Source organism: Holdemania massiliensis, from assembly GCF_022440805.1.
In the GTDB taxonomy this organism is placed as follows: domain Bacteria; phylum Bacillota_I; class Bacilli_A; order Erysipelotrichales; family Erysipelotrichaceae; genus Holdemania; species Holdemania massiliensis_A.
Window position 1 is genome coordinate 2,059,366 of the sequence record NZ_JAKNTK010000001.1, and the last position, 25,451, is coordinate 2,084,816.

Sequence of the window (25,451 nt, forward strand, 5' to 3'; positions counted from 1 at the left end):
GCATGTTTGAAGGACTGTTATCTTTGATTGAACAGTCTGAGGTCATTACTCTTTACCGTCATATCAATCCGGACTGCGATGCTTTAGGAAGCCAATGGGGGCTTGCCACTTGGTTAAAGCATCGCTTTCCTTTAAAACGGGTTTATGTGCTGGGAAAACAGAAAATGACCAACGGCTTGTTTGAGGACAGCGATGTCGTGGATGATGAAACGGTGCGGAATTCGTTGGCGATTGTACTGGATACGGCTAACGTTCGCCGGATTGACGATGAACGCTGGCAAAGTGCCAAACAGATTGTGCATCTCGACCATCATCCGCAGATCGAGCATTTTGCGCAGCACGAATATGTGATTGACAGCTATGCGGCAACTTGTGAGATTCTTGCGGAATTCTTCTTCAGTGTCGATCAGGAACCGCTGGAAGTGGATGTCGCGGAATATTTGTACCGCGGCTTATTGACGGATACATTAAGTTTTAAGACCAGCAATACGACAGAGCATACGCTGGCGATGGCCTCCTATTTAGCTCAAAGCGGCCTGGATATCCCCAAGATCAACCGCGATCTGTTCGATGTCAGCCTGCATGAATATGAATTCGCCAGTGCGATCCGCGCCAAAGCAGAGATTCTTGATGAACATCTGATGATCTCAATTGTGGATCAGGCTTTTCTGGAACAGTGGGGCATGAATGCTTCCCAGGCCAAAGATCAGGTTTATCAGTTTGGGGGCATCAAGGAGATCGAGATATGGGCCATTTTTGCGGCTGATCACGATGATCAGGGAAATACCTGGTGGGCAGGTTCGCTGCGCTCCAAGACGCTTCAAATCAATGATATTGCGATGCAGTACCGCGGCGGCGGACATAAAAATGCAGCCGGCTGTAAGTGTCTGGACGAAGTTAGTCTGAATGCCCTGATTGCTCAGCTGCGCCAGCGGATTAAGGAGAACGCAGAATGACTCAATTTCATTTTAATTTTGATCCCAATTCGTTTCAGCAATTCAAGACTTCCCGCAAACCCAAGATGAAGCCGGGAAAAGCGCATGTGACGGCTTTGATCATCACGCTGGTGCTGGCGCTGGTCATTGATTATGTAACGCTTCCAGCCTGGAACCTGCACAGTCCGTCGACGGTCATGCTTGTGATTTTCCTGCTTGTCGTCTATGGCATCAGTGATTTCATCCTGGCCGGCAAGTGGGGACTGCTGCAAAAACTCTGTGCTTTCGCCGCGGGATTTTTATTCGTCGCGATGTTGATTTTGATGTTTTTGGGCAGCGAACTGCTGAACGCAGAAAAATATCGCGATCAGATTGCAATTAAAGATGTTTCTGACTTCAGCTCACAGTTTCAGGCGATCTCGATGGAACGGATCCCGGTCGTTGATCAGCAGACAGCCGCGCTGTTAGGCGATAAGCAGATCGGCAAGCAGGCGGGACTCGGTTCGCAGTATCAGATTGATCAGACCTACACGCTGATCAGCTCTGACCAGCATCTGTACCGCGTTTCACCGTTAGAGTACCGCGATTTCATCAAGTGGTTTCAAAATAACGGCACCGGTATTCCGGGGTTCATTCAGGTCAACGTTACCGATCCCAACGATGTGGATATGGTGATGCTGGAAAAAGGCATTAAGTATTCTCCATCGGCCTGGTTTAATCAAAATCTGTTCCGGCACATTCGGTTCCGTTACCGCACCGAGCTGTTGTCCGATTATTCCTTTGAATTAGATGATGACGGGTATCCGTACTGGGTGGTTTCCGTTGTCGCTCCGGAAATTGGTTATTATGGCGGACTGAGCGCTCAGGGCGTGATTATCGTTGATCCGATGACCGGAGAGATGAATAAATACAATATGGATGAAATTCCAGCTTGGGTCGACCGTGTTCAGCCAGCGGAACTGGCTTGGAATCAGATCGATAACTGGGGCTATTACGTCCATGGTTTCTTCAACACCCTGTTCGGACAGAAAGACATGATTCAGACGACAGACGGCTACAATTTTGTCAATATTGAGGGGCAGACCTATGTCTTTTCAGGGCTGACATCCGTGGCTGCCGATCATTCAATTAATGGTTTCGCCTTGATTAATCTGCGTACTAAAGAAGCCAGCTACATTAAAGTCGGCGGTGCAGATGAAGTGTCCGCTATGGCTTCGGCTGAGGGTCAGGTCCAGCATCTCAATTATCGGGCAACCTTTCCGATTTTATTGAATGTTGCCAATGAACCGACTTATTTCATTTCATTAAAAGATTCCGAAGGCCTGGTCAAGATGTATTCCTTTGTGGATGTCAATGATTATTCGATTGTTGGAATCGGGGAAACGATGCAGACTGCCCATGATGATTATCTGCGAAAGCTGAAAAATGCGAACAAGCAGATCAGCGCTGATGTGGCTGAAAATAAAACTGTGACGGGCATTGTGATGACGATGGCTTCAGCGGTGCAGGAAGGGACTACCCATTATTACATCACGCTGGAAAATGATCCTCATCTGTATGTTCTTTCCCTGGACATCAGTGCAGAACTGCCGCTGACCCAGCCGGGGCAAAGGGTGTCCATTGAATATCTTGATACCGTAGGCAGCACTGTAGCCGGAAGTCATTTCGACAATTTGGAAATGGATTATGAATGAAAAAAAGCGCCTGAAATAAAGCAAAATTTAAGATTAGTTTCTGTTGATTACTGAAACGAAAGATGGTATCATATACGAGTACCGGAGGTAATAGTATGAGTGAATTGTTAAACAAGAAAGCATTAGTTGATATTGTTGCGAATCAGATGGGAATGACAAAGAAAGCGGCAGGCGAAACTGTCGATCTGATCTTTGATGAAATTACTTCGACTCTGAAAGACGACGGAAAAGTAGATATCAGCGGCTTCGGCAAGTTCGAGGTTAAGACAAGAGCTGAGAGAACAGGCATCAATCCTGCAACAAAGGAAAAGATCACAGTGCCTGCAACAAAGGTTCCTGGATTCAAAGCTGCTAAAGCTTTAAAAGACGCTGTAAAATAAGAAGCCCAAGGCTTCTTTTTTTATCCGATTGAGTGGTTTAAGCAATTAGCTGTTCAAACAGCACAGTTTATGATAGAATGACAAAATCAAATAGAACTCAAAGAGTTTCGGATGTACGATTCAGTTTGGGTTACACTAGAAAAGAAAGGAGTGAGGGTTATGGATTGGATTCTCTATTTAGCAGCGATCTTTTTAGTGATGTTTTCACAAATAAAAGTTCAGGGTGCTTATACCCATTATCGGCAGGTCATGACGCTGCGTGGATATACCGGGGCTCAGGTGACCCGGCGAATTCTCGATGATCATGGACTGCAGGAGGTGCGTATTGAGCCGGCTCAAGGTGGGGCACTTTCTGATCACTATGATCCCAAAGCTAATGTTGTCCGCCTGTCTCAGGATATCTATGCCAATTCCAGCATTGCCTCCGTTGCCGTTGCCGCTCATGAATGCGGTCATGCGATTCAGCATGCTGAAAATTACGGCTTTATCGCGCTGCGCAATTCAATTCTGCCGTTTGCGATGGTTTCCAGTCAGCTTTCCTGGGTGGTCTTAATCCTTGGCTTGTTGTTTAGTTCCACCGGGCTGTTCTATACAGGCATCGTGATGTTAAGCTGTGTTGCGATTTTTCAGCTGGTGACTTTGCCTGTGGAACTGGATGCCTCCAAGCGTGCTATGGCATTGGTGTTTGAAGAAGGCTTTGTCGTTCAGGAAGAACGCAAAGATATTAAAGCCATGCTGAGCGCCGCGGCTTTCACCTATATCGCATCATTGATCTCCTCAGTGCTGCAGATTCTGCGGCTGCTTCTGATCTTTAACCGCAATCGTGACTAGATAGAAATGATCCTCAGTCTCCGGATTTACTGCCGGAGGCTTTTTGTTTTCAGCCGGCATGTTATAATAAACAAAAGGAGGCATGAATTATGAAAGTTTGGCAGCAGTATCTGGAAGAAGAAATTAGGGCTTTGCGTCAAATTGAGAGCACGCAGCAGGAGGCAATCGAAAGCGCTGCACGAATTTTGGCGGACTGTACGAAGAAAGAAGGAATCATCCGTGTTTTCGGATGCGGTCATTCTCATCTGATCGCCGACGATGTTTTTTACCGTTCTGCAACTTTAGGGAATGTCCAGGCTGTATTGGAAGAAGCGGTGACCGGGAATACGCAGATTACAAAGTCAGGGTTTCTGGAAAAGATGGAAGGGTATGCAGAAAAGATCATTGATTACTACCGCTTCGAACCCAACGATGTAGTGATCTGCATTTCCAACTCAGGCAACAACGCGGTTACGTTGGAATTCGCAAAGATCTGTCAGGAACGGGGTTTTCCTGTCATTGTTTTGACGAATACAGAATACTCGGCAACCTTAAAACCGCGGCATTCCAGCGGCAAGCATCTGATGGATTTCGGTGATGTTGTCATCTCCAACTGTTCGGCCATCGGCGATGCTGCAGTGGCCATTGAAGGTCTGCCAATGAAGGTTGGATCTACCTCTTCCATTCCGTTCATTTTTCTGATCAATGCGATTCTAGCTGAAGCTGTTGATCTCTGCATGAAAGAAGGCTTTATTCCAAATGTTTATTATAATGGATCACTGCGTGTAAACAATCCTGCCTTGGGTGAACACAATTTTGCGATCATTGATAAATACTTCTATCGGATGCGTAATTTATAAGTTCTGATTACGACACATTTTGAAATCTGACCAAAAAAAGACAATGTTGGAATTCCATTGCCATGATATAATAGAGTTAAGAAATCAAATGAAAGTGTCGTTAAGAGAGGAAATGTTATGAAAAAAGCGTTGAAGATTATGGGTGTTGTTGCTTTGACAGGCGCGGGAATCTATGCGTGCAACTATTACAAGCAATACAGAAGATTTAAAAAAATGGAAGAGCGAATTGAAAATTTACCGCTGCACAAGCTCCAGGAAGCCGTCAAAGAAAGACATCCGAATCCCAATACCGTCGTTGTGGAAGTTTCAAAGAGGGCAGGGCTGTGGCAGAAATTCATCGCTTGTCTGCACGTTTTATCAGCTTGAAATCTATGAAAGGTTAACAAAAAGTCCAATCAAACTTGGACTTTTTGTTGTATCATAAGTTAAATTCAATAAGTTCAATAAATAACAAGACGCCGGAAGAAGGGAAGTGCTGCAATGAAAGTGGAAGACCTATTCGTTTGTTTATTACGGAAAATGGGAGTTTGGATCTTATCTGATATTCCTTTAAGCTTCTCCTGTATTTCATCACTTCTGTTGGTTTTTGTGATGCCTGGATCGACGTATTTACTGCTTCATCATCCCGAATGGATGTTTCAATGGCATGATCTTGATATTCTTGCTTTTTTAGTAGGCTTTGCTCTTTTGGACTTTTGCCTGGGCATCATTGTTGCCCAGCGTTCCATGTCCATAACATCATTGATGATATGTTGCCGGATGGTGGGCTTTGAGGTATTGTTTTCAAAGTTCATTGGATTAGCCTTGCTGGAAATCTTTCGGCAGGCCGATCATTTCTTATTTTGGTTGATCGTGCTTATGGTAAGCATGATTCTGATCTATATGCTTGCCGTCATCAGCCGATTCACTGCGAGCGAAGCTCAGGGATCTGATTCTCATCCATAACTTCGCATAATGTATCTTATCCAATATTTTTGTTTCATCTTATACTGTACATATCAATATAGGTCAGCGTCAGTGTCTGTTTGATTATATCTGACCATTGTTTCCAGACGTAGACATCAACATTAGACCCAATATATGACTTTGCACTGCGGTTCATATGCACTGCCCGAAATTGCCGTGGATGATTGTCCTCAGGTAAATGATATTCAACGACGACCCAATAATTAGGAACCGTTCGGGTGCAGGTTTCTGTGGAATTGTCTTCATTTCTGACTTCATACGTGTCGGTTTCCTTTTCCATCCCGGCTTCTATAATCTTACCCGGATAGCACTGTCCTTGGTTCATCGCTATATATCGCATTTCCAACGCCCGTGCCCGACGTTTATGAATGGAACGGTAAAGTGTGATCATAGCTAATACAGTAACAATCGCAAACAGAATACCTACAATGAGATCTCCGGACATCCGGCTATGCTTAAATATTGCAAGATAGCCTTCAACTAAAAAAAATCCAAGAGTAATCAACAGCCAGATGAAGACAAAAACAAAACCGCCGATATCCCCTTTATCACTGATGATGCATTCATCTTTATATGTTATTTGCTTCATGATAAGCTCCCTTTCTATCATCTTCCATGACCAAAAAACTGCCTAGAACATTTTGAGAAATTCTTTTAAAATCTTTGAAATACCGAAAATAAGGCATTGTTTCCTACCCCAGACCGCACTTTATAGAAAAAGGATGAAACAACAGATCATAAGCTAAAACTGTTCGTTCATCCTTCTTTTCCTTGCTTTATTGAGGAATATCAAGCAGCCTGAATTTTATTTCAGGAATTTTAAATAAGAAGTGCCATACGCCGGCATCGTAACTTTGAAATTATCGGCAACTGTTGCTCCCAGATTCGCAAATGTATTGGCCAGCGGCAGCAAGCCAGAGCCCTGATGAGATGGCGAATAAAGGATCAGCGGCACCATTTCACGGGTATGATCCGTTCCAGTATGACAAGGATCATTGCCGTGATCGGCTGTGATGATGACTAAATCGTCTTCGCGCAGCTGACTTAAAAAGTTTTGCAGCAGCTGATCGTAATCTTCCAATTCCTGTGCATAGCCCTGCGGATTGCGGCGATGCCCCCACTTGGCGTCAAAATCAACGAGATTGACAAAACACAGACCGGTAAAATCTTTTTGTGTTAATTCAAGGGTCTGTTCCATGCCGTGGTGGCTGCTTGTTGATTTGTAGGCCTCACTCACCCCTTCACCATCAAAGATATCTTTGATCTTACCGACACTGATCACATCGAAGCCTCGATCTTTTAATTCATTCAAGACCGTTCGGCCAAAGGGTTTCAGAGCCAGATCATGACGGTTACTGGTGCGCGTGAAATGACCTTTACCTTCACCGACAAAAGGACGGGCAATTACACGTCCAACCTTCCATTCATCCCGCATGGTGAGTTCACGGGCGATCTCACAGCAGCGATACAGCTCCTCCAAACCAAATATTTCTTCATGAGCCGCAATCTGCAGTACTGAATCCGCAGATGTGTAGATGATCAACTCTTTGGTTTTCATATGATGCTCGCCCAGCTCATCCAAAATTTCCGTACCGCTGGCAGACTTGTTTCCGACAATCTTATAGCCGGTGCGTTTCTCCAGTTCGTCGATTAACTCCTGCGGAAATCCGGTTTCCGTGAATGTCTGAAAAGGTTTATCAATGTAAAGCCCCATCATTTCCCAATGGCCCGTCATTGTATCCTTGCCGACGGAAGCTTCCAGCATCTTTGTGTAATAACCCTGCGGATCACGCTGGGGCTCAACGCCAAGGATAGGATGCAGATTGCCGTATCCTAATTTTTCCATGGCCGGCATCGTTAATCCGCCTACCGTCTTTGCAATGTGTCCGATCGTATCCGCGCCCCGATCACCGTAACGTTCCGCATCCGGCATTTCACCGCATCCGACGGAATCCATAACAATAGTAAAAATTCGTTTATATTTCATGGTTGTTTTCTCCTTCTTCTTGATCCATTAATTTTCCCAGACCTTCATCATAAGCCGTCCGCAGCCGATGCCTGTCGATATGCGTGTAAATCTGCGTCGTTGCGATATCGGAATGCCCTAACAGCTCCTGAACACTGCGCAGATCGGCTCCGCCTTCCAACATATGCGTGGCATACGTATGGCGGAGTTTATGCGGTGTGATCGGCTTTTGAATACCAGCCTGGATACATACTGATTTTATCATACTTTCAATTGAAGCAGTAGTTGTTTTCTTTCCCAATCGGGTAATGAACAGCCAGGAGGTAGGTTTTTTCTGATACAGCGGCCGGACTGTGTCGACATATTCACGCACGATCCGCATCGTCTGCCGCGGCATCGGGACTAATCGTTCTTTATTGCCTTTTCCCCATACCCGAAGCATGCCCAGTTCCAGATCTATCTGATTCATCGTCAGCTCCGCACATTCACTGACACGCAGCCCGCAGCCGTACAGCAGCTCCGCAATCGCATGCCAGCGAATATCCTCAGGGCTTTGGCCAAACTGAGCCATCATCTTTTCAATCTCCTGTTTCGTGCAGTACACCGGCAGCGCCTGGGTTTTCTGCAGGTGTTCCAGGTATTCAGCCGGATCCGGCTGATCAAAACGAAACGCCAAAAACTGATGAAAGCTGCGGATTGCGGTGATCGCATGATTGACTGAGGCTGAAGCATGTTCGCGGGACAAGACCCGGACATACTCTTCCAGCATTCCGGATTCAATCTCATCGATTTGAACTAACTCTTTTTGCTTCAGAAACTGAAGATACCGGGTGAGTTCATGCTGATAACCGGAAATCGTTTTTTCAGATTTCGGAAACTGTATTGTGATGTAAATCAGATATTGCTGGAAGGCTTCTTCTAACGTCATATTCTCCCTGCTTTCCAGCTTTATTATACCAGAGTTATTCCATCATGGCGAAAATTTCCATCAGCCGGATGACCAAGGTTGACTTAATCCAGGCGGAGAAGAAGATCAGCAGTAACGAAACGATCAAAACGTTGAGCCGGCTGTTAATCAGATGAATGAGCGAAAAATCACTGCGGCTGTAGCCCAGACAGCGTTGGATCAGAGCATAGGAAATCTCTGTGCTGATCACAGAAACTAAAAACAAGGCGATCAGATCGAACAGGATCTGCGGAATCAGCGTCAGCAGGATGCCCAGCACCCCTTTCAGCTGATATGTCAGGACATACAAAACACACGAAAAGCCGATCTGCACGCCTTTGGTGAAAACGACAAAGCCGATTAATGGAATGCCCGCTAAGGAAAAGCCGAGGAAAAAGACCGCCAGCATAAATAAAATATTCGTAACAAACTGGCTCGTAAAAAAAGACTGCGGTTCTACACTGGTGATGACGGTCGTTAATAAGTAAGAAGACAGCCGCTCCACATCCGCGCTGCTGATCCAGCGTGAAAGCAGAACGCCGGTGATCATACCAAAAATCAATAAAATAAGCAGAAAATTGATGGAGTTCTTATGCTTATCTGAGAAGTTTTTTAACTGGGGTTTAATTGTTTTCATGATTCCCTCCTGGTATCAATGTATGACGACCAGCAGAGATTAGACTTATTTCCTGCGCTTGTCCGCAGTTTGGTTTTTAACCAAAGAAGCCGCAGTTGTCAGCTTGCCGCCCAGACTGAGCTGGCGGTTCAGCTGACTGATCAGATCCAGGGTTTCACAGGCAGGATCGACAAGCGGCGCATCAAACAGATTCATTTGAATTTTCTGGTCATGAATGCTGCTTAAGGAACCGACGCCAATGCCTAAATGCCGCATCGGCTGATCTTCATAGTTTTCATCAAACAGCTCCATCGCCAGCTCAAACAGGTCCTCACTGCGATAAATTGGATGATCCAGCTTGCGCGAGCGGACATTGGTATTAAAATCGAAATAGCGTATCGAAATGGAAATGATCGTTCCCATCTTATCTTCTTCAATCATTCGCTCACTAAGCTTATCTGCCAGTCTGCGAAACAGCGCCCGTACTTCTTCTTCCGTAGAAAAATCATAGTTGAGCGTCGTTGACTGACTCATAGACTTGATTTCCGCATCGCTGATGATCTCACGATCATCCTCGCCGTTGGCCCGCTGGATGTAGGTTGCCGTATTCTTGCCTAAAAGTGGACGTAAAATCTCCGGATCCTTGACATTCGCCAAATCCCCAATTGTTTTAATCCCCAAAGCTTTCATCTGAGGCGCCGTTTTCTTTCCAATGCCGCGCATCTCCTCGATCGGCAGCGGCCACAGCTTGACTGGCACTTCCTGCTTTCTTAAAACAGTGATGCCCATCGGTTTTTTCATATCGCTGGCCATTTTAGCCAGAAATTTATTTGGGGCCACACCGATCGAGCATTTTAAATGCAGATCGCTGAAAAGCTCCTGCTGCAGCTGCCAGGCCAGATCCAGCGGCCGGGGAAAGCGATGAATCGCAGTGCTCATATCAGCATAACATTCGTCAATACTGGCTTGTTCAACCTGATCGGTATATTTCTTCACATAACTGATAAATTGTTCAGAAAGCTGCTGGTAATAGCCATGATGACCTTTGACGACGACTAATTGCGGGCAGAGCTTCAGCGCTTCTTTGATCGGCATTGCTGAATGGACGCCAAACTGTCGGGCTTCATAGGAGGCGGTAGAGACGACACTGCGCTTGCTCATGCCGCTGACAACGACAGGCTTGCCCTGAAGTTTGGGATCCAGTAGAATTTCAGCGCTGGCAAAAAATGCATTCAGATCAATATGATAGATCACTCGTCCCATCACACTCTCCCCTTTCTTTATTCCTATACTATTCCTGTTATAAGTATTCATCTGCAATCAAAAAAACAATTTCTTTGCGGTAAACAAAAGCGAATTATCCAACAATTCAACTGTTCTTAATTATAGCATGAACTTGAAGATCTTTCATCTGCCGTAAGAAAAAAACGGAAGATTTCTCCTCCGCTTCTCTTATCCGATTTTTGTATAGCTGTTGGAATTGTTTTTGATGCGATGCTCTAAACGTAGTTTGTCGGCAATCATTGCAATGAATTCAGAATTGGTCGGCTTCGCTTTTGAGGCGCTGATCGTGTAGGCAAAGATCTCATCAATGGCATCGATATTGCCGCGGTTCCAGGCGACTTCGATTGCGTGGCGAATGGCCCGTTCCACCCGTGAGCTGGTCGTCATGTAGCGCCGGGCTATTTCCGGATAGAGAACTTTCGTAATCTGACCGAGATAATCTACATTCAGATACGTTTCCAAAATTGCTGTCCGTAAATACATATAACCTTTAATGTGTGCCGGAATGCCGATTTCATGGAGAATTTCGGTAATCTCCCGTTCCAGCTGCAGGCGCATCATCCGTTCATCATCAGGATCCTCCTCAGACGGATTCTGAGCTGTTGTTGGAGCTGACACCTTATTTTTCTGATAGCTGCAAATTTGAACAATCTTATCGCTGAGAGTCTTGGGTTCGACTGGTTTCATTAAGAAATAATCCACCTGATATTTCTGCATTTCTGCTGCCATAAAATCATTGATTAAGCTGGAAGTACAGATAATTTTCGGCACTTGAATTCCTTCTCGGCTCAATGTGCTGAGTACCTCCATGCCGTCCAGTTTCGGCATGATGCAGTCCAGGACTAAAACGTCCGGATGACTCATGCGGATCCGCTCCAGGCATTCTTGTCCATCTTTGCAGCTCGGTAAAAGCAGCCAATCGTTTTTCTTGCGCAGTTCTTGTTCCATTTGTTGTCTAATTTCGCTGCTGCTTTCACACAGCAGGATTCTGATCTGTTTCATTCTGTTCACTCCTCTGTTCGTTGTTTCCATTTTATGGAATTTCAATTGAAAAAGAAGTCGAAACAGGTCGAAGTCCACGGAAAAGTTTCTGCTTTTTTGCCTGTTTTTGAACTCAAGCGAAAAGAAATGCCTGAATTTCAGGCATTTCCTTAGTTTCTGTCTGTTATTCGCTTTGAGCTTCCTGCAGCATCCAGTCAATATAGATGCCGTAACCACTTTCGGGCTGACTGGTAACCATGTGCGTTACCGCTCCGATCAGTTTTCCGTTTTGAAGAATTGGAGAGCCGCTCATTCCTTGAATAATACCGCCGGTTTGATTCAATAAAGCCGGATCCGTAACCTGAAAGCGTATTCCTTTTACGGCTTGACCGTTTTGTTTTCGGACTTCTGTGATTTGAATGGAATACCGTTGCGGGATTGTGCCCTGCACCACGGTATAAATTTCTGCCGGCCCTACCGTGGCTTCCTCGCGCGAGGCTACAGGCACGCTGATGGAAGTGGAAGGATAGGTTTGGACTTTGCCATACAGACCATAAATCGTATTCTTGCTGACCGTCCCAATCGGAATTAAACTATCCGACTGACAGATTTTTTCACCCGGATTGCCGGAGCTGGAACGGCGGACTGAAACGACGGTAGCTTCGAAGATCTGTCCCATGGTGACGTCCGCAGGACGGCTTTGACCTTCTTCAGCGATTTCATGTCCCAAAGCCGCGAAGGTCTGCGTTGCCGGATCATAGTAAGTCATCGTTCCGACGCCTTTAATCTTATCTTTGACGTACAATCCAGTCTTAAATACTTTCTCTGATGCCAAATAACAGACAAACAAAGAAGCAGCCTCACGCTGCCCGTTACGGATTACAGTGACAGGAACTTGATTTCTTTCTTTCTGCAGCGTTTTCAAATTGGCAAATAACTCTTCCAGAGAAGAAACCTGCCTGCCATTGGATTCAATAATCCGGTCCCCTATCTGTATCGTCCCTTCCTTCGCTGCGGACAACGTTTCCCCATTGACTTCAAAATCATACATTCCACTGACATAAACGCCTTCGTAATTGACTGTGATCGCAATTGTATCGCCGCCCAGAATCACCGTTTTCTCCTGAGCTTGTATCGGCAACAGCGTTAACGTCAATAGGAAGGCCGTTAAACCCAGAAATCTTCTCATGGCCTCACCTCCGCAGTACTGATAGTATGGCATTCCGCGGATTTCGTTATAGCCTGAAAATCTTACCAAAGCCTGAAAAGCAGGCCTGTTCCGGCGTTTAATTGATTTTAAATTGATGAAATCCGCTCAGAGACTGATGAATCTGTCCCTGAATTTATGAAAAAACACGGTCAGTTTGACCGTGCCTCATTGACTTTCATTTGATTGCGCTGGAATAATTCCTGGGCGGCCTGACGAGCGGTAAGCGACAATTCGCCCTGAGAAATCAGCGCCAGCTGATCAATGCGCTCATCCTCACTCAGCCGCTGAATTTGTGTCTCTGTGAAATCCTGTCCTTGGCGTTTCGTCACATGATAGTGTTGATCTGAGCACGCTGCAACCTGCGCCAGATGCGTAACGGAAAAAACCTGGGCATCATGGGCCAGCAGACTCATCTTCAAACCGATCGCCGTAGCCACCTGGCCGCTGACGCCGGTATCAATTTCATCAAAGATGACAGTCTGAATGCCTTCTAAACGCGTAAAGATCGTTTTCAACCCGAGCATTAACCGGCTTAGTTCCCCGCCGCTGGCAACCTGGGTCAGCGAACGCACCGGTTCGCCTGGATTCATGGAAATCATAAAGTCTGCTTCATCCAGACCATGAATTGAAGGCTTCGCCTCTTTCAGCTGCAGGACAAAGCGGGCATGCGGAAGCATCAGGTCATGCAGATGAATTTCGACTTCCTTCTGCAATGACAGAGCTTTCTGCTGCCGCACCTGACGCAGCTTCAAGGCGGTTGCTTCAAACTGTTGATAGGCTGACTGAACCCGCTGCTGCAGCTGCTGCAGATATTCCTGACGATGCTCCTGCTGATCCAGCTGCTGCCGGAAACTCGCTTCCTTTTCCAGAATTTCATCCAAACTGCGGCCGTATTTTCGTTTTAACCGGTTGATTTCAAACAGCCGGCTTTGGACTTCATTGATCTGTTCCTCACTGAACTCCAGGGATTCAAAGTAGCTTTGCAGCCGTTCTTTTAAATCCTGCAGTCCATAGTAATGCTCGTTAAGCGCCTCGCTGATTTCGGCCAGCTCCTTTTCTTCCGGAAAACCACCGGTCAGCCGTGCTGCCTCATAGAGCTGTGGTACAGCACTTTGTTCCCCATCGAGGATTTCGAGACTTTCCGCCACCCGCTGATAAATTTTTTCCCGGGCGGCAATGCGGTGCTCAATCGCTTCCAGTTCCTCGTCTTCCCCAGGTTTTAACTGAGCCTGTTCGATTTCATTGAGCTGAAAGCGCAGGAATTCCAAATCTTGTTCGGCTTTAGGACTGCGGGCTTCCTCCAGCTGATCCTTTAGCTGGTGATAGGTTTTATATTGTTCTTTCACTGCAGCGATCAGTTCATCCTCATCCAGATATTGATCCAAAAGGTTCAGAAAAGAGCTGCGGTTTAACAAGTATTGCGTATCGTGCTGCGAATGAATGTCAATTTCATGCGATAACAAGTCACGGATTAAATTTGCCGTTGTCACCCGATGATTTAACCGCATCTGACTTTTGCCTTCGGCACTGATTTCCCGGCTGATGACTACGTCTTCATCGCCGTCAAAACCTGCTTCCTGAAGCATTGTCAGCACCCGGGGATTCTGGGTAAAATCAAAGACACCTTCGATCAAAGCCTTTGCTTCCCCTTTTTTGACAAATCCTGCCTGGGCCCGCTGGCCGCAAAGCAAGCTGATCGCATCGATCAAAATCGATTTGCCCGCACCGGTTTCGCCTGTAAACACACTGAAGCCCGCATCAAAATCCAAATCGGCCTCATCAATAAGAATGAAGTTTTTGACATACAGATGTTTAAGCATCAGCCTTCCTCCTTCCGGAATGATTTATGACCCGCAATATTCTTTTATCACATCAAACAAGCTCAGGATATCAATGGCTTCCAGCCGCCGGATTTTATTTAAGGATCCCTGCGGAACATACGTGTCGCCAATCCCGACCCGACGGATTGTCAGGTCAGCCTGATGATCTGCCACCCATTCCAGAATCGCGCTGGAAAGACCGCCGGCCAGCATGTCTGTTTCATAGACGATCACCGGTTTTCCCTCTTCAGCCAGCTGCATCAGCATCGCTTCATCCAAAGGCTTGAAGAAGCGGGCATTGACGACTTTGACAGGCAGTGAATTGGTTAAGACCTTGGAAACAACCTTATCGACATCCGGTCCATAAGTCACAACGGTGCAGCGGTGATCGGGTTCCTCATTTACGATCGTCCAGCTGCCGATTAGAATCGGTTCGGCTTGGGGCAATTCGTTATACAGCGCTGTGCCACGAGGATAGCGTAAGGCCATCGGATGGGATTGGGCAAATGCGGCAGCCATCAGCTGCTGAGCTTCGGCAGCATCCTTCGGCTGCGCCAGAATCAGATTCGGCAGTGAACGCAGGATTGCAATATCGAAGACGCCGTGATGGGTGTCGCCATCCTCCCCTACTAAGCCAGCACGGTCAATGCCGATCACAACGGGCAAATCCATCCGGCAGATATCATGATTAATCTGATCGTAACAACGCTGCAGAAAAGAAGAATACAAGGAAATAAACGGCCGCTTGCCGCTGATCGCCAGGCCGGCACAGAAGGTCGCGGCGTGTTCTTCGGCAATGCCGCAGTCAAAAGAACGTTCCGGATAGACCGCAAAGAATTTTTCCAGCTTGCTGCCGGTAATCATCGCCGGGGTGACCGCAACGATATCTTTATTTTCTTTAGCCAGCCGAATCAAAGTTTCGCTGATCACTGAAGACCAGGAAAGATAGCCGGCCGGGGTGGATGACAAAGGCTTTCCGGTCGCGGGATTAAACGGTCCGACGCCGTGCCATACACCTTCCTTGTCCTGTTCACAATAGGAATAGCCCTTTCCTTTTTTCGTCAGAACATGGACGACGACAGGTCCCTGATGTGATTTGGCAACGTTTAAAATCTGAATCAAACTCTTGATGTCATGACCATCGACCGGTCCTAAATATTCCAGACCGAATTCACCGAAAACACCTGTATCAATGACCCCTTTTTTCACAGCGTCTTTCATATTCTGCAGACCCGACAGAACAGCCTGACCGACATTGTTGCGGTTCAGCGCTGTCTTGAGATCATTTTTGAATGTGTTATAAGGCTTGGAGGCCCGCAATTTGGCAAAATTTTGAGTTAAAACGCCGACATTTTCCGAAATCGACATGTTGTTATCATTAAAAATAATGATGATATTGCGCTGTTCGCTGCCAATTTGATTCAATGCCTCCAACGCCATCCCGCCGCCCAGAGCACCATCGCCGATCACCGGAACAATGTGATATTGTTCATGGTTGAGATCCCGGGCGACGGCCATCCCCAAGGCTGCCGACAGTGAAGTCGAAGAGTGGCCGGCTTCCCAGACGTCATGTTCGCTTTCCGCCCGTTTTTCAAAGCCGGACAGACCTTCATACTGCCGCAGCGAATCAAACCGGTTCGCCCGGCCGGTTAATATTTTGTGGGTATAACATTGGTGTCCCACGTCAAAAAAGATTTTATCCTGTGGTGAATCAAACACCTTATGCAAAGCGATGGTCAGCTCAACAACACCTAAATTGCTGGACAGATGTCCGCCGGTCTTGCTGACATGATCAATCAGAAACTCCCGAATCTGCTGCGCCAGGGCTTTCAGCTGCCGCTGATCCAGATCTTTCAGAAAGGAAGGATCCTGTATATCGGTTAAATCCATTTCCGCTAACCTCCTTATCTTCACTTAATACTGCCGGAATTCCATGGCGTCCAGAATCGCGATCAGCTGCTGCGTGTTCATGTCCATCTGACGAATCGCATCACGCGTCTGCCGATAGACTTCAGTCATCGCATCCTGCGCCTGGCCTAATCCCAATATTGTGACATAAGTCGATTTTTTATTGTCCAAGTCGCTGGCTGATTTGCCGAGCTCCTTGCTGCTTTTGGTAACATCCAGAATATCGTCCTGAATCTGAAAGGCCAGGCCCATTAACGCGCCGATACGCCGCCATTGCGAAATCGCAGCGTCCTGTCCGGCTAAAATAGCTCCCATGACCAAAGGCGCCGTAAACAGACAGCCGGTTTTATAAAGATGAACTTCCTTCAGCTGTTCCAGCGTCACCGCCGCACTGTTTTCTGCTTCCAAATCTTTAATCTGGCCGAGGATCATCCCTTCGGCACCGCCGGCAGAAGCTAATTCCTTTACGATTTTCAAGGCTTTCATCGGATCCGCGCTGCTTTCTGCGGCGAGTGCAAAAGCCTGCGTCAGTAAACCATCGCCCGCCAGGATAGCCGTGGCTTCATTAAACTGCTTATGGCAGGTTTTGCGGCCGCGGCGGTAATCATCGTTGTCCATGGCCGGCAGATCGTCATGGATCAGAGAATAGGTATGCATCATTTCCAAAGCTCCGGCAGCCATGAAACCATCCTTTGCGGCTAAGCCATAACCTTCCATAACCGCAAACAACAGCTGCGGGCGCAGCCGTTTTCCCTTTCCCATCAGCGAATACTCCATCGCTTCGCTGACTTCAGAGTGTTTCAGCAGCCGGCACTGACGCTGCAGGAATTCTTCAAATTCATTCATCATTCGTTTTCACCCTGACCTTCCTTTGTCTGGTGGCGAAGCATCAGCTCCTGGACTTTATTTTCATAGCCCTGAAGCTGTGTATCTAGATCCTGAACTAAATTCAAGCCTTCCTCAAACAGTCCGATCGCTTCTTCCAAAGCAATTTCATTTTTCTCGAGCAGCGATACGATTTGATCAAGCCGATCCATGGATTGTTCAAATGTGGGTTTCTCGCTCATGCCTGTTCCTCCTTTTCCTTAACGACAGCCGTGATCTGGCCGTCATGCAGACGAATCTGCATTTCTTCCTGAATTTTTACTTCCTGTACGGAACGAACCAAATGTCCGTTCTGCGCGATCAGGCCGTAGCCTCGCCCCAAAATCTTCAATGGAGAATAGGCATCCAGCAGCCGGATCTTTTCTTTCAGCTGCTGCTGGCGAAGCATCAGCTGTTGTTTTTGATGGTGATTGAGATTCAGCCGCAGCTGTCCTAAACGCTGCTGCTGCAGATAGACGTGCTTGGATGTCTGGTTCAATAGAATCGCGCTGACCTGGTCTAAACGCGCCCGCTGCGTGCGTACGCGCTGACTGGTGTTCTGCAGTCTTGAAGTGTTGTAATCCAAACGCATTTGAATCGGCTGAAGCAAAGTCATCGGATCTTGGAAAATCTGACTGCCCCGCTGCTGCTCATAGCGCTGCCGCTGCATCCGCAGTTTTTGATGAATCAGATAAATCAGCTGCTGCCGCTGCCGCAGACAGTATCCCTGGACTTCCGCCAGCTGCGGCGTTGCCATTTCGGCAGCCCCGGTTGGCGTTGGCGCCCGCCGATCCGCAACCAGATCGGCAATCGTAACGTCGACTTCATGTCCTACCCCGCAGATCACCGGCGTCTTTAGATCCGCCAGTGTTCGGGCTACGCACTCCTCATTGAATGACCACAGATCTTCGATGGATCCGCCCCCACGGGCTAATATCATAACATCAAAGTTCAGTGCATCCGCCTGTCTCAGCGCCGCGCAGATCTGAGCCGCTGCTCCTTCACCCTGAACCAGCACCGGAATTTCGCTCACCTGAGCAACCGGCCAGCGCCGTGCCAGCGTCGTGATTACGTCCTGCCGAGCGGCCGTGTTTTTGCCGGTAATGACAACGATTCGCATCGGATAGACGGGAATCGGTTTTTTTCTTTCGGGATCAAACAATCCTTCGTTATGCAGCCGGCGTTTGAGTTCTTCAAATTTTAAATACAGATCGCCTAAGCCGGTCGGCTTCATTGCCGTAACATAAAGCTGAAGCTGTCCGCTGGATTCAAAGATCGAGGTGTTGGCCTGGACTAGGACAGAGTCGCCCTCTTTCGGCTTGAATTGGCAGCGAACGGCATTGGAAGCAAACATTACGCAGCTGATTCGGGACTTCTCATCTTTTAATGTAAAGTACCAATGTCCGCTGCGATGAGCTGTAAAATTGGATATTTCACCGGCAACGATCACCCTTTGGATCAAAGGATCCTGATCCAGTTTTCCTTTCAGGTAGCGGACAAGGGCGCTGACGCTCAGCTGCCGGTTTCTCATATTCTGTCCAATACGCCGTTAATCAGTCGATACGCTTCATCATCGCAGTAATCTTTTGCTAACCGCACGGCTTCATCAATAATAATCGCTGCCGAAGCTGTCTGATGATCCAATTCACTGCACGCTAAAAGCAGGATTGCCTGTTCGAGCACACCTAAGCGCTCAAAATTCCAGTCCTTTAAAGTCTCGTTAATGTATTGAATATATCGTTTTTCATTGTCCAAAGTATCCAGAATTAAAATGCGGCTGAAATCGTCCAGCTCTTCTGGTTTCATTTCCATCACTTCTTCAATGATTTCATCCATCGGTTTGTTCAACAGACGATGCTGATACAAACAGATCATCGCTTTTTCTCTACAACTATGTCGGTTCATGTTAACCCTCCGCTCATTGTATTATTTTAGCATGAAAAACGGTTTGGCGAAACTCTTTCTCATGCCTTTTTACGGACTTTTGATTTGCCTTTTTTTTAACATTCGTATAGAATGGAAAACAGAACAGAAAGAAGGATCGATATGCGTTCTGCCTCATTCCCCGCTCGGTTCTGGGGACATTTCAAGACGATTACGCTGCATAAGCTGCGGGTCACGCGGCTGTGCTTTAAAATGGGATTAATCAAACAGGGGCTGCTTCATGATCTGTCCAAATACAGTCCGATCGAATTCTGGTCAGGCGTCCGTTATTTCCAAGGATACCGCTCGCCCATTGACGCTGAAAAAGAAGCCAAGGGTTATTCTGAGGGCTGGCTGCATCACAAAGGACATAACAAGCATCATTGGGAGTATTGGATTGACCGAAACAAGCAATGCGCCGGGCTATTCTGCGTCGAAATGCCGAAGCGCTATGTCGCGGAGATGGTCTGCGATCGGATCGCGGCCTGTCAGACATATCAGAAAGAAAAATATACGGATGCTTCCGCAATCGAGTATTTCCAGCGCGGGAGTGATCGCCAGTTCATGCATCCAGAGACCGCCGCATTGCTTCAAACATATTTAGAATGGGTAAGGGATGATGGAATTAATGCGGCTTTTAAAAAGATAAAACAAGACTGGCGCAGAACGGAATCTAACTAAATAAAAGTTCTTACAAAGCTTGAGAGATTCCGATAAATCTTCGTGCCGTCAAATTGAGCAGTTCACCGCGGCTGCTTTTTTATTTACGCTCTCTAACACCGGATTTCTTTTTTCTTCCATCTTTCAGCTGTCAATCCTTGCATAAAGCTGGCTGTCAAAAATTCCATTTTGAAGAGAAAAAAGATAATTCTAGCGCTGAAAAGAAAACTTGTCGGTTCTCAATCTACGCTTTAAAATAACAAGTGGAAAAGCGCTGTTCTGCTGAAAGCATGAAATCCCCTCCCTTTTCAATGGATTTTGGCCGAACAGCTAGGATGAGGTCCTGTATGCGATATGTCGATTTAACCCAATTACCTCGGGACAAGCGTAATTATATTGCCTGGAATCAGGCCGCAGGTTTTCAGATTCCGTTTATCTATGATCATCTTCGCGGTGAAATGACGATTCTCCAAGCGAACAAAGGAAAACATGGGGAAGCTATCCTGGAGATTGAATTTGAGAATCGAATTATTCACTCAGTACCTGCCAGTTCTGTCAAAAATTGCATCCTGGGCCGGATTCTTCAAACCCGTTCTTTTGATTTCGTCACCGTTATCGGGCAGCAGTTTCAAGATGAGCGGCGCCATTATAAGATTGTTGATCAGCGGCGCGGTGTTCTGAAAGCTAATCCCCAGGCGACGCAGCGGGAAGTAGAAATTCTTTGTTTTTTGTGCGGGGCAAAGACATGGATGGCGGAAGAACGGGTATTGCCGCCAAAGAACTGTGCCTGCAGCCAATGCCGATATTCCCCGTTGTCCGGAAGGCTTTCAATTGTCGAAACCGATCCCTGGATGATCCCGTTCTTTCCTGGTGGGATTGCGCAGGCCAGACAGTACACGCACGGTCAGAATCAGAAGCTTCGTTTTCGCTGTCCCTATTGCGGGAAAATAAGGGAAAAAGCGATCGCGATCTCAACTTTAAGCCGCACGCATTCGATCGGCTGTGCCTGTTGTTGGTCAGTTGGCCGTTCCTTTCCTCATCGGCTGATTAAATGTGTTTTGGACAGTCTTAAAGTCCCATATATTCAGGAAGCTTCAAGAAAAGATCTGCCTTGGGCTCAGACGTATTCCTATGACTTTTATTTACCTGAGCTGAATGCGATCATTGAAGCCCATGGGAAGCAGCATTACGAAGAAGGAACAGGTTATTTTAAGAATGTGCTGGAAAAAAACAGAACGGCAGACCTCCATAAGAAGCAGCTGGCTTGCGATCATGGAATTCCGCCTTTCCGATACATTGAGATCAACTGCCGAAAGAGTGAAACAGAATTCATAAAGAATAATCTTCTCCGCTCTCCCCTGCCTGCACTTCTGAACTGCGATCTGACGGAGCTGGATTGGCTGCAGATAACAAGAACTGCCTGGAAATCAGAGAAATTAAGTATTCTTGCCTACAGTCTTGATAATCCAGACAAATCAGTGCGAAACATCGCAAAGCATTTCGGGGTTGGCCGGGATCTGGTCAAAGAGGTTCAAGTCAGCGCCGGCATTTACGATGTCGCCAAAGAGCGAAGGCTGGGTGTAAAGCGTCAGCGGGCATTCTACGCTGATCGAACAAAACTGCGGGATGAAAAAATATGTCAGCTCAAACGCAGTCATCCCCAGTTCTCTACGCAGGATATCGCTGAAAGTGTAGGGATGGAGCGGCATGCGGTATATCGGATTTTACAGCAAAAGGGTCTCTATGACGATCAAGCTGAGAAAGCGAATAAGCATTTAAAAATTTCTGCTTCCCGGAAAAGAATAAAAGACTCTGAGATTCGGCAGATCTGCCAGCTCAAGCTCGATAATCCTGAGATTTCAGCACGTGAAGCAGGACGAATGACCGGTCATGGTCATAGTACGATTATGCGGATCTGGGCTGATAGCCAAATCATTGAGTACCGATTTCGATCCAATGACAGTGAAGGTAAATTAGACTAAACATCGCTCAGTGAGCAAAGTTCAGCACAAAACAGCGATATCTCTGCAATCCCATCAATGCTATTGAAAAACGTCTCTGTGCTTTCGTCATCAGAAAATCTGAAACAAAAGCAAGAAACGTTTGAATGTCGGTTTGATTTCAAAAGACAGATCCTGAATCACTCGAGATCAGTTGTATGCCTGCAGGATGCGATCCAATTCTTTCTGGGTAACCGGGATCGCGGAACCATGCCGGACATCTTCATTCGGCAAGGTGTATTCCCCTTCCGCAAGCCACTGAAAGTCCGCGGTTTCGCCAAGCTGAGAGAAACGGGCAACATAGAATCGTTGATTCGGATAATTGTCAACGTAGAGATAGTACACGCCCGGCTCATGCAGGGACGGCAGCGTAAACGGACCTTCAATATATTTGCGATTGTAGATAAACAGGTCGTCATAGCGGCGTGTAAAGCCCTGACTTAAATCCTGAGTGCTCGTATAGAAAATTGTCTGTGCGGCTTCGCGTTCATCTTTATAAAGCATCCAATATTGGCCATGCATGCGCAGAATCGTGCCGTCAATCACTTTGTAGCCCGGATTAAACAGCGCCATCGGATAAGTAAATGTCGCGAAATCCTGAGTCGTTACCGCAAACATCGAACCGCTCTTGGGATCCTGCGCATCGGAATAATAGATCACATAATCCCCCGTTGCAGGATCATACGTCATTTCTGGAGCCCAGGCCCGGCTTCCGGTACTGTATAAACCTTTGTCAAACCAGGCCACGCGATGCAGTCCATGATCGCTGAAATTCACCAAATCTTCGCTTTTCCAGACATAAATGGATGGATTGTCATAGCCTTCTGTTGCTAGAATAACAAACTTTCCTTCTTTGTCGCGGCCGATAAACGGATCCCGCACACGTCCGGTTCCCAAATTACTGGTTAAAATGGATTTCCCCTGATTGAGGTCAGTCCAATGCAGACCGTCCTGACTGTAGGCAAGCTTTCCGGTTTCCTTGCCGAGATCGCCGTTAAAGTAGGACAGGATGTAGCCGGCATAAGCATCGAGGACAACCGCGTCCATCGTCACAGTATCCTTGAGCTCTCCCTGCATCAGCGTCGCTTCCAGCTGTACAGGAACGCGTTCCTCTTCCAGGTGGGTCTTGATCAGAACGTTCTTTTCTAAACGCAGATTGCCGCTGATGACCTTCCATTCAATCTGGCTGCCATTTTCTGCAATCGTGGGCAGTGAGCTTCCAGCGTTCAATAGTGTTCCTAATGTAATCGGCAGCGCTTTGATATCGCGCAGCAGCTTGGTTGCCGGTGTTTCAGCGCGGATTGTAATCAGATAATCGCGTTGGAATGAACGATTTTTGACTTTCGTCGTCAAGGTCAGCGTCACTTCCTGATCCCCTTGTTCAACCGTGGGTTTTGTGATCACTCCGGCATTGTTCTCCACCTTTAAAAACGTGGGATTGCTGCTCGTCCATTGCGCTTCATACTGACTGTCCACTTCCGGATACAGCGTCAGATTTTCCTGCAGATCTTCCGCATTGGGGATGGTGATTTCACTGAGCAGAACTTCGGGGTAAAAGCGGTCGAATTCATCTTCAACTTCCGCCGCACTCAACGCTTTTTTACGGATTTGGAAGTCCTGAAACTGTCCTTCCATACAATCGCCGTAAGCAATCGCATCCTTGCCGACAACCAGCCACGATTTTTCGATTTGATTGATGGAGGCTCCGATCTGACCGTTCATCGCTGGCTGTCCGTTAAGATAAACGGATGCCTGAGTTCCTTGGAAGACTAGCACGACTTGGTTGTAGCGATGGGTGTTCAGGGTAAATTCACTGTTGGAAATCAGCCATTGTTCCTGCCCTTCCGCCTTCATCTGCAACGCCATCCCCTGCAGCGTACCCTCTTCCCGCGCGGTCAGATTGGTCAGCTTCATGATCTCCGCCTGATCATTAACGACGGAGATCAAAGGCAGATCTGGGACATTGGTTGCCGGTTTAATCCAGAAACTGATTGTCGCCGTATCGCTGCCGTTTAAGATCGTGCTTTCCATTGTATGTTCCGCATCATTCGTCAAAAGATAAGCATCCATCTTAATTCCCTCCCGCCATGTCCATTCCGGGGCTTTGGTGGAATTGTAATATTCGACTTCCGCCGTATCCACGGCCTGACTGGTGTCGGTAATGTGGGTGGTTTTTGTACTTTTTTGACAGCCGCCGAGCAGGCAAAGGCTCAGCAGTGAAAGAATCATCTTATTGAGTACTGACAGAGAAATCATTCCTTTCTTCTATTCTTTCTTCTTAGTATACAAGAAAATAAGCATGAACACCATGCTTACTTAAGGGTTTCGGCAACCAGTTTCTTCATTAACTGCTGCTGTTTGGCAATGAGCTGGGTTTCATCGAGGCCGCATAACTGTCTGTTTTTGACTTTCCAGTTCCCCGCAACCATGACGTGTTCAATCCATTCTGATCGTCCGTCAAAGATCCAGTTCTGCAGGACATCGCTGAAATCGGACGTACTGATTAAAGGCTGAAAGTCAGGTTCATGAAGCCGCAGGAAGATCAGATCGGCCTGCATTCCAGGTTTCAGCATCCCTATCTGCGGCCAGCCACTGCAGCGGGCGCCCCATTCAGTTGCCATTTTCCAAACAGTTTGTGCAGGATTTGGGACATGTTGATCACGCAGAAGTAAATATTCCAATTTCATAACATCCATCATCTGCAGTCTTCCCCAATCGGTGCCAAGTCCGATTTCAATATCGTTGTCGAGCATGATTTTTAACGGACTGACGCCATTCTGCGATTTTAGATTGGAGATGGGACAGTTGATCATACGAACATGGTTCTGTGCCGCCAGCTGAATCGCTTCTTCCGAGGCTTTGCAATTATGAATTAAAACGCTATGTTCGTCCAATAATCCCGCCTGAGCATAAGCATCGACGGTATGCGCATAGCCCTTCGATTGAATTGTTTTTACGGCCAGTTCGGTTTCCATACAATGCGCCTTAAATAAAGCTGCAGGATAATTTCGTTTCCATGCTTGCGCCTGGGCGCAGGCTTCCACGGACCATCCGCTTTCTTCCGGCAAAGGCAAAGCGGTTCTCAATAAGGGCTGATCGTCTAACTGAGAAGGATTGTCAGCTTCCAAAGTTAAACGTATCCCGCTCAACTCCCCTGCTTTTTTCTTCGCTTTATAATCCTGTTGGAATAAGCGGCAGTCAAAAACAGTGGTTATCCCCTGTTTCAGCATGGAACTGTATTCATACAAAGACAGCTGGATGCGTTCTTCCTCAGTACATTGATCCAATGCTCTGATAAAACGTTGCTGGATCTGGCCCTGGGGTGAATCGTTAAGCCATTGAGCCACTGGCATATCCATAAACAAACCGCGGGTGACTGTACTTGTACCATGAAAATGGGCGTTCACCATTCCAGGAAGCACCAGTAAATCATGGCAATCCAGCTCATCACCGCCATCATCAAAATCGACAATTTGATCAGAATGCAAAAAGAGATCTTGCTGAATCAGATGCGATTGTGAGTCAAGCTGCCAGATATTTTTTAATTTCATTGTCATCTTCCTCATCTATTTCCTTAACCAAAGTATATCATATTCTCCTGATTCTTGGCTTTGGATTAAAGTAAAAG

The 25,451-nt window shown here is 46.9% G+C and carries 24 protein-coding genes; 9 read left to right on the forward strand and 15 right to left on the reverse strand.

Annotation, left to right across the window (positions count from 1 at the left end; all coding sequences use genetic code 11):
* Positions 1-2 precede the first annotated feature (2 nt).
* The 7 genes from MCG46_RS09435 to MCG46_RS09465 all read left to right on the forward strand — a co-directional run bounded on the left by MCG46_RS09435 (position 3) and on the right by MCG46_RS09465 (position 5,624).
* Positions 3-956 (forward strand): DHH family phosphoesterase, encoded by a 954-nt coding sequence (locus tag MCG46_RS09435; protein ID WP_240279628.1) that lies wholly within the window; start codon positions 3-5, stop codon positions 954-956.
* Positions 953-2,629, forward strand: coding sequence for a hypothetical protein (locus MCG46_RS09440; protein WP_240279630.1), 1,677 nt, complete (start codon positions 953-955; stop codon positions 2,627-2,629). The genes MCG46_RS09435 and MCG46_RS09440 overlap by 4 nt, the downstream gene beginning before the upstream one ends.
* Before the next feature lie 95 nt (positions 2,630-2,724).
* On the forward strand, positions 2,725-3,009 hold the full coding sequence (locus tag MCG46_RS09445; protein WP_020223518.1) for an HU family DNA-binding protein: 285 nt from the start codon (positions 2,725-2,727) through the stop codon (positions 3,007-3,009).
* Between the two features lie 159 nt (positions 3,010-3,168).
* Positions 3,169-3,840 carry a zinc metallopeptidase gene (locus MCG46_RS09450; protein WP_240279631.1) on the forward strand — a complete coding sequence of 224 codons (672 nt, stop codon included), beginning with the start codon at positions 3,169-3,171 and terminating at the stop codon, positions 3,838-3,840.
* 89 nt (positions 3,841-3,929) lie between these two features.
* On the forward strand, positions 3,930-4,679 hold the full coding sequence (locus tag MCG46_RS09455; RefSeq protein ID WP_240279632.1) for a sugar isomerase domain-containing protein: 750 nt from the start codon (positions 3,930-3,932) through the stop codon (positions 4,677-4,679).
* Between the two features lie 117 nt (positions 4,680-4,796).
* Positions 4,797-5,045 (forward strand): hypothetical protein, encoded by a 249-nt coding sequence (locus MCG46_RS09460; RefSeq protein ID WP_020223521.1) that lies wholly within the window; start codon positions 4,797-4,799, stop codon positions 5,043-5,045.
* A 114-nt stretch (positions 5,046-5,159) separates the two neighbouring features.
* Positions 5,160-5,624: a hypothetical protein gene (locus MCG46_RS09465; RefSeq protein WP_240279634.1), complete on the forward strand. Its 465-nt coding sequence runs from the start codon at positions 5,160-5,162 to the stop codon at positions 5,622-5,624.
* Between the two features lie 34 nt (positions 5,625-5,658).
* Here the strand turns inward: MCG46_RS09465 and MCG46_RS09470 are convergent, their stop codons facing one another.
* From MCG46_RS09470 to nusB, 13 genes are all read right to left on the reverse strand, one after another.
* Complete coding sequence (locus MCG46_RS09470; protein WP_240279636.1) at positions 5,659-6,234, reverse strand: hypothetical protein; 576 nt, start codon at positions 6,232-6,234, stop codon at positions 5,659-5,661.
* Positions 6,235-6,450: 216 nt separating this feature from the next.
* Positions 6,451-7,632, reverse strand: a complete 1,182-nt coding sequence (deoB, locus tag MCG46_RS09475) for a phosphopentomutase (RefSeq protein ID WP_240279638.1) — start codon at positions 7,630-7,632, stop codon at positions 6,451-6,453.
* Positions 7,622-8,539, reverse strand: a complete 918-nt coding sequence (locus MCG46_RS09480) for a tyrosine-type recombinase/integrase (RefSeq protein WP_240279640.1) — start codon at positions 8,537-8,539, stop codon at positions 7,622-7,624. Before MCG46_RS09480 ends, deoB begins: the two co-directional genes overlap by 11 nt.
* 34 nt (positions 8,540-8,573) lie before the next feature.
* Entirely contained in the window at positions 8,574-9,194 is a 621-nt protein-coding gene (locus MCG46_RS09485; RefSeq protein WP_020223525.1) for a stage II sporulation protein M, read from the reverse strand.
* Positions 9,195-9,239: 45 nt separating this feature from the next.
* Positions 9,240-10,436 (reverse strand): DNA polymerase IV, encoded by a 1,197-nt coding sequence (gene dinB, locus MCG46_RS09490; RefSeq protein WP_240279648.1) that lies wholly within the window; start codon positions 10,434-10,436, stop codon positions 9,240-9,242.
* 189 nt (positions 10,437-10,625) lie between these two features.
* Positions 10,626-11,459 carry a sporulation transcription factor Spo0A gene (gene spo0A, locus MCG46_RS09495; protein ID WP_240279650.1) on the reverse strand — a complete coding sequence of 278 codons (834 nt, stop codon included), beginning with the start codon at positions 11,457-11,459 and terminating at the stop codon, positions 10,626-10,628.
* Between the two features lie 163 nt (positions 11,460-11,622).
* Positions 11,623-12,627 carry a SpoIVB peptidase gene (gene spoIVB, locus MCG46_RS09500; protein WP_240279652.1) on the reverse strand — a complete coding sequence of 335 codons (1,005 nt, stop codon included), beginning with the start codon at positions 12,625-12,627 and terminating at the stop codon, positions 11,623-11,625.
* A gap of 170 nt (positions 12,628-12,797) precedes the next feature.
* The gene (gene recN / locus MCG46_RS09505) at positions 12,798-14,468 is read right to left on the reverse strand and encodes a DNA repair protein RecN (RefSeq protein WP_240279654.1); all 1,671 of its coding nucleotides are present in this window, start codon (positions 14,466-14,468) and stop codon (positions 12,798-12,800) included.
* A gap of 24 nt (positions 14,469-14,492) precedes the next feature.
* A complete protein-coding gene (gene dxs / locus MCG46_RS09510) occupies positions 14,493-16,358 on the reverse strand; it encodes a 1-deoxy-D-xylulose-5-phosphate synthase (RefSeq protein ID WP_240279663.1) in 1,866 nt (621 codons plus the stop codon).
* A 24-nt stretch (positions 16,359-16,382) separates the two neighbouring features.
* Positions 16,383-17,225, reverse strand: coding sequence for a polyprenyl synthetase family protein (locus MCG46_RS09515; protein ID WP_240279665.1), 843 nt, complete (start codon positions 17,223-17,225; stop codon positions 16,383-16,385).
* Positions 17,222-17,443, reverse strand: a complete 222-nt coding sequence (xseB, locus tag MCG46_RS09520; RefSeq protein ID WP_020223532.1) for an exodeoxyribonuclease VII small subunit — start codon at positions 17,441-17,443, stop codon at positions 17,222-17,224. The genes MCG46_RS09515 and xseB overlap by 4 nt, the downstream gene beginning before the upstream one ends.
* Positions 17,440-18,771, reverse strand: a complete 1,332-nt coding sequence (gene xseA / locus MCG46_RS09525; RefSeq protein ID WP_240279667.1) for an exodeoxyribonuclease VII large subunit — start codon at positions 18,769-18,771, stop codon at positions 17,440-17,442. The genes xseB and xseA overlap by 4 nt, the downstream gene beginning before the upstream one ends.
* Complete coding sequence (gene nusB, locus MCG46_RS09530) at positions 18,768-19,145, reverse strand: transcription antitermination factor NusB (protein WP_240279670.1); 378 nt, start codon at positions 19,143-19,145, stop codon at positions 18,768-18,770. The genes xseA and nusB overlap by 4 nt, the downstream gene beginning before the upstream one ends.
* Before the next feature lie 141 nt (positions 19,146-19,286).
* Here nusB and MCG46_RS09535 point away from each other — a divergent pair, with 141 nt between their 5' ends.
* Positions 19,287-19,844: a DUF5662 family protein gene (locus MCG46_RS09535; protein WP_240279678.1), complete on the forward strand. Its 558-nt coding sequence runs from the start codon at positions 19,287-19,289 to the stop codon at positions 19,842-19,844.
* Positions 19,845-20,170: 326 nt separating this feature from the next.
* Positions 20,171-21,805 (forward strand): hypothetical protein, encoded by a 1,635-nt coding sequence (locus MCG46_RS09540; protein WP_240279680.1) that lies wholly within the window; start codon positions 20,171-20,173, stop codon positions 21,803-21,805.
* Positions 21,806-21,973: 168 nt separating this feature from the next.
* On the opposite strand, the gene MCG46_RS09545 is transcribed toward MCG46_RS09540, so the two are convergent.
* Both MCG46_RS09545 and MCG46_RS09550 read right to left on the reverse strand, forming a co-directional pair.
* Positions 21,974-24,079, reverse strand: a complete 2,106-nt coding sequence (locus MCG46_RS09545) for a LamG-like jellyroll fold domain-containing protein (RefSeq protein ID WP_240279682.1) — start codon at positions 24,077-24,079, stop codon at positions 21,974-21,976.
* A gap of 56 nt (positions 24,080-24,135) precedes the next feature.
* On the reverse strand, positions 24,136-25,374 hold the full coding sequence (locus MCG46_RS09550) for an amidohydrolase family protein (RefSeq protein ID WP_240279684.1): 1,239 nt from the start codon (positions 25,372-25,374) through the stop codon (positions 24,136-24,138).
* Positions 25,375-25,451 lie beyond the last annotated feature (77 nt).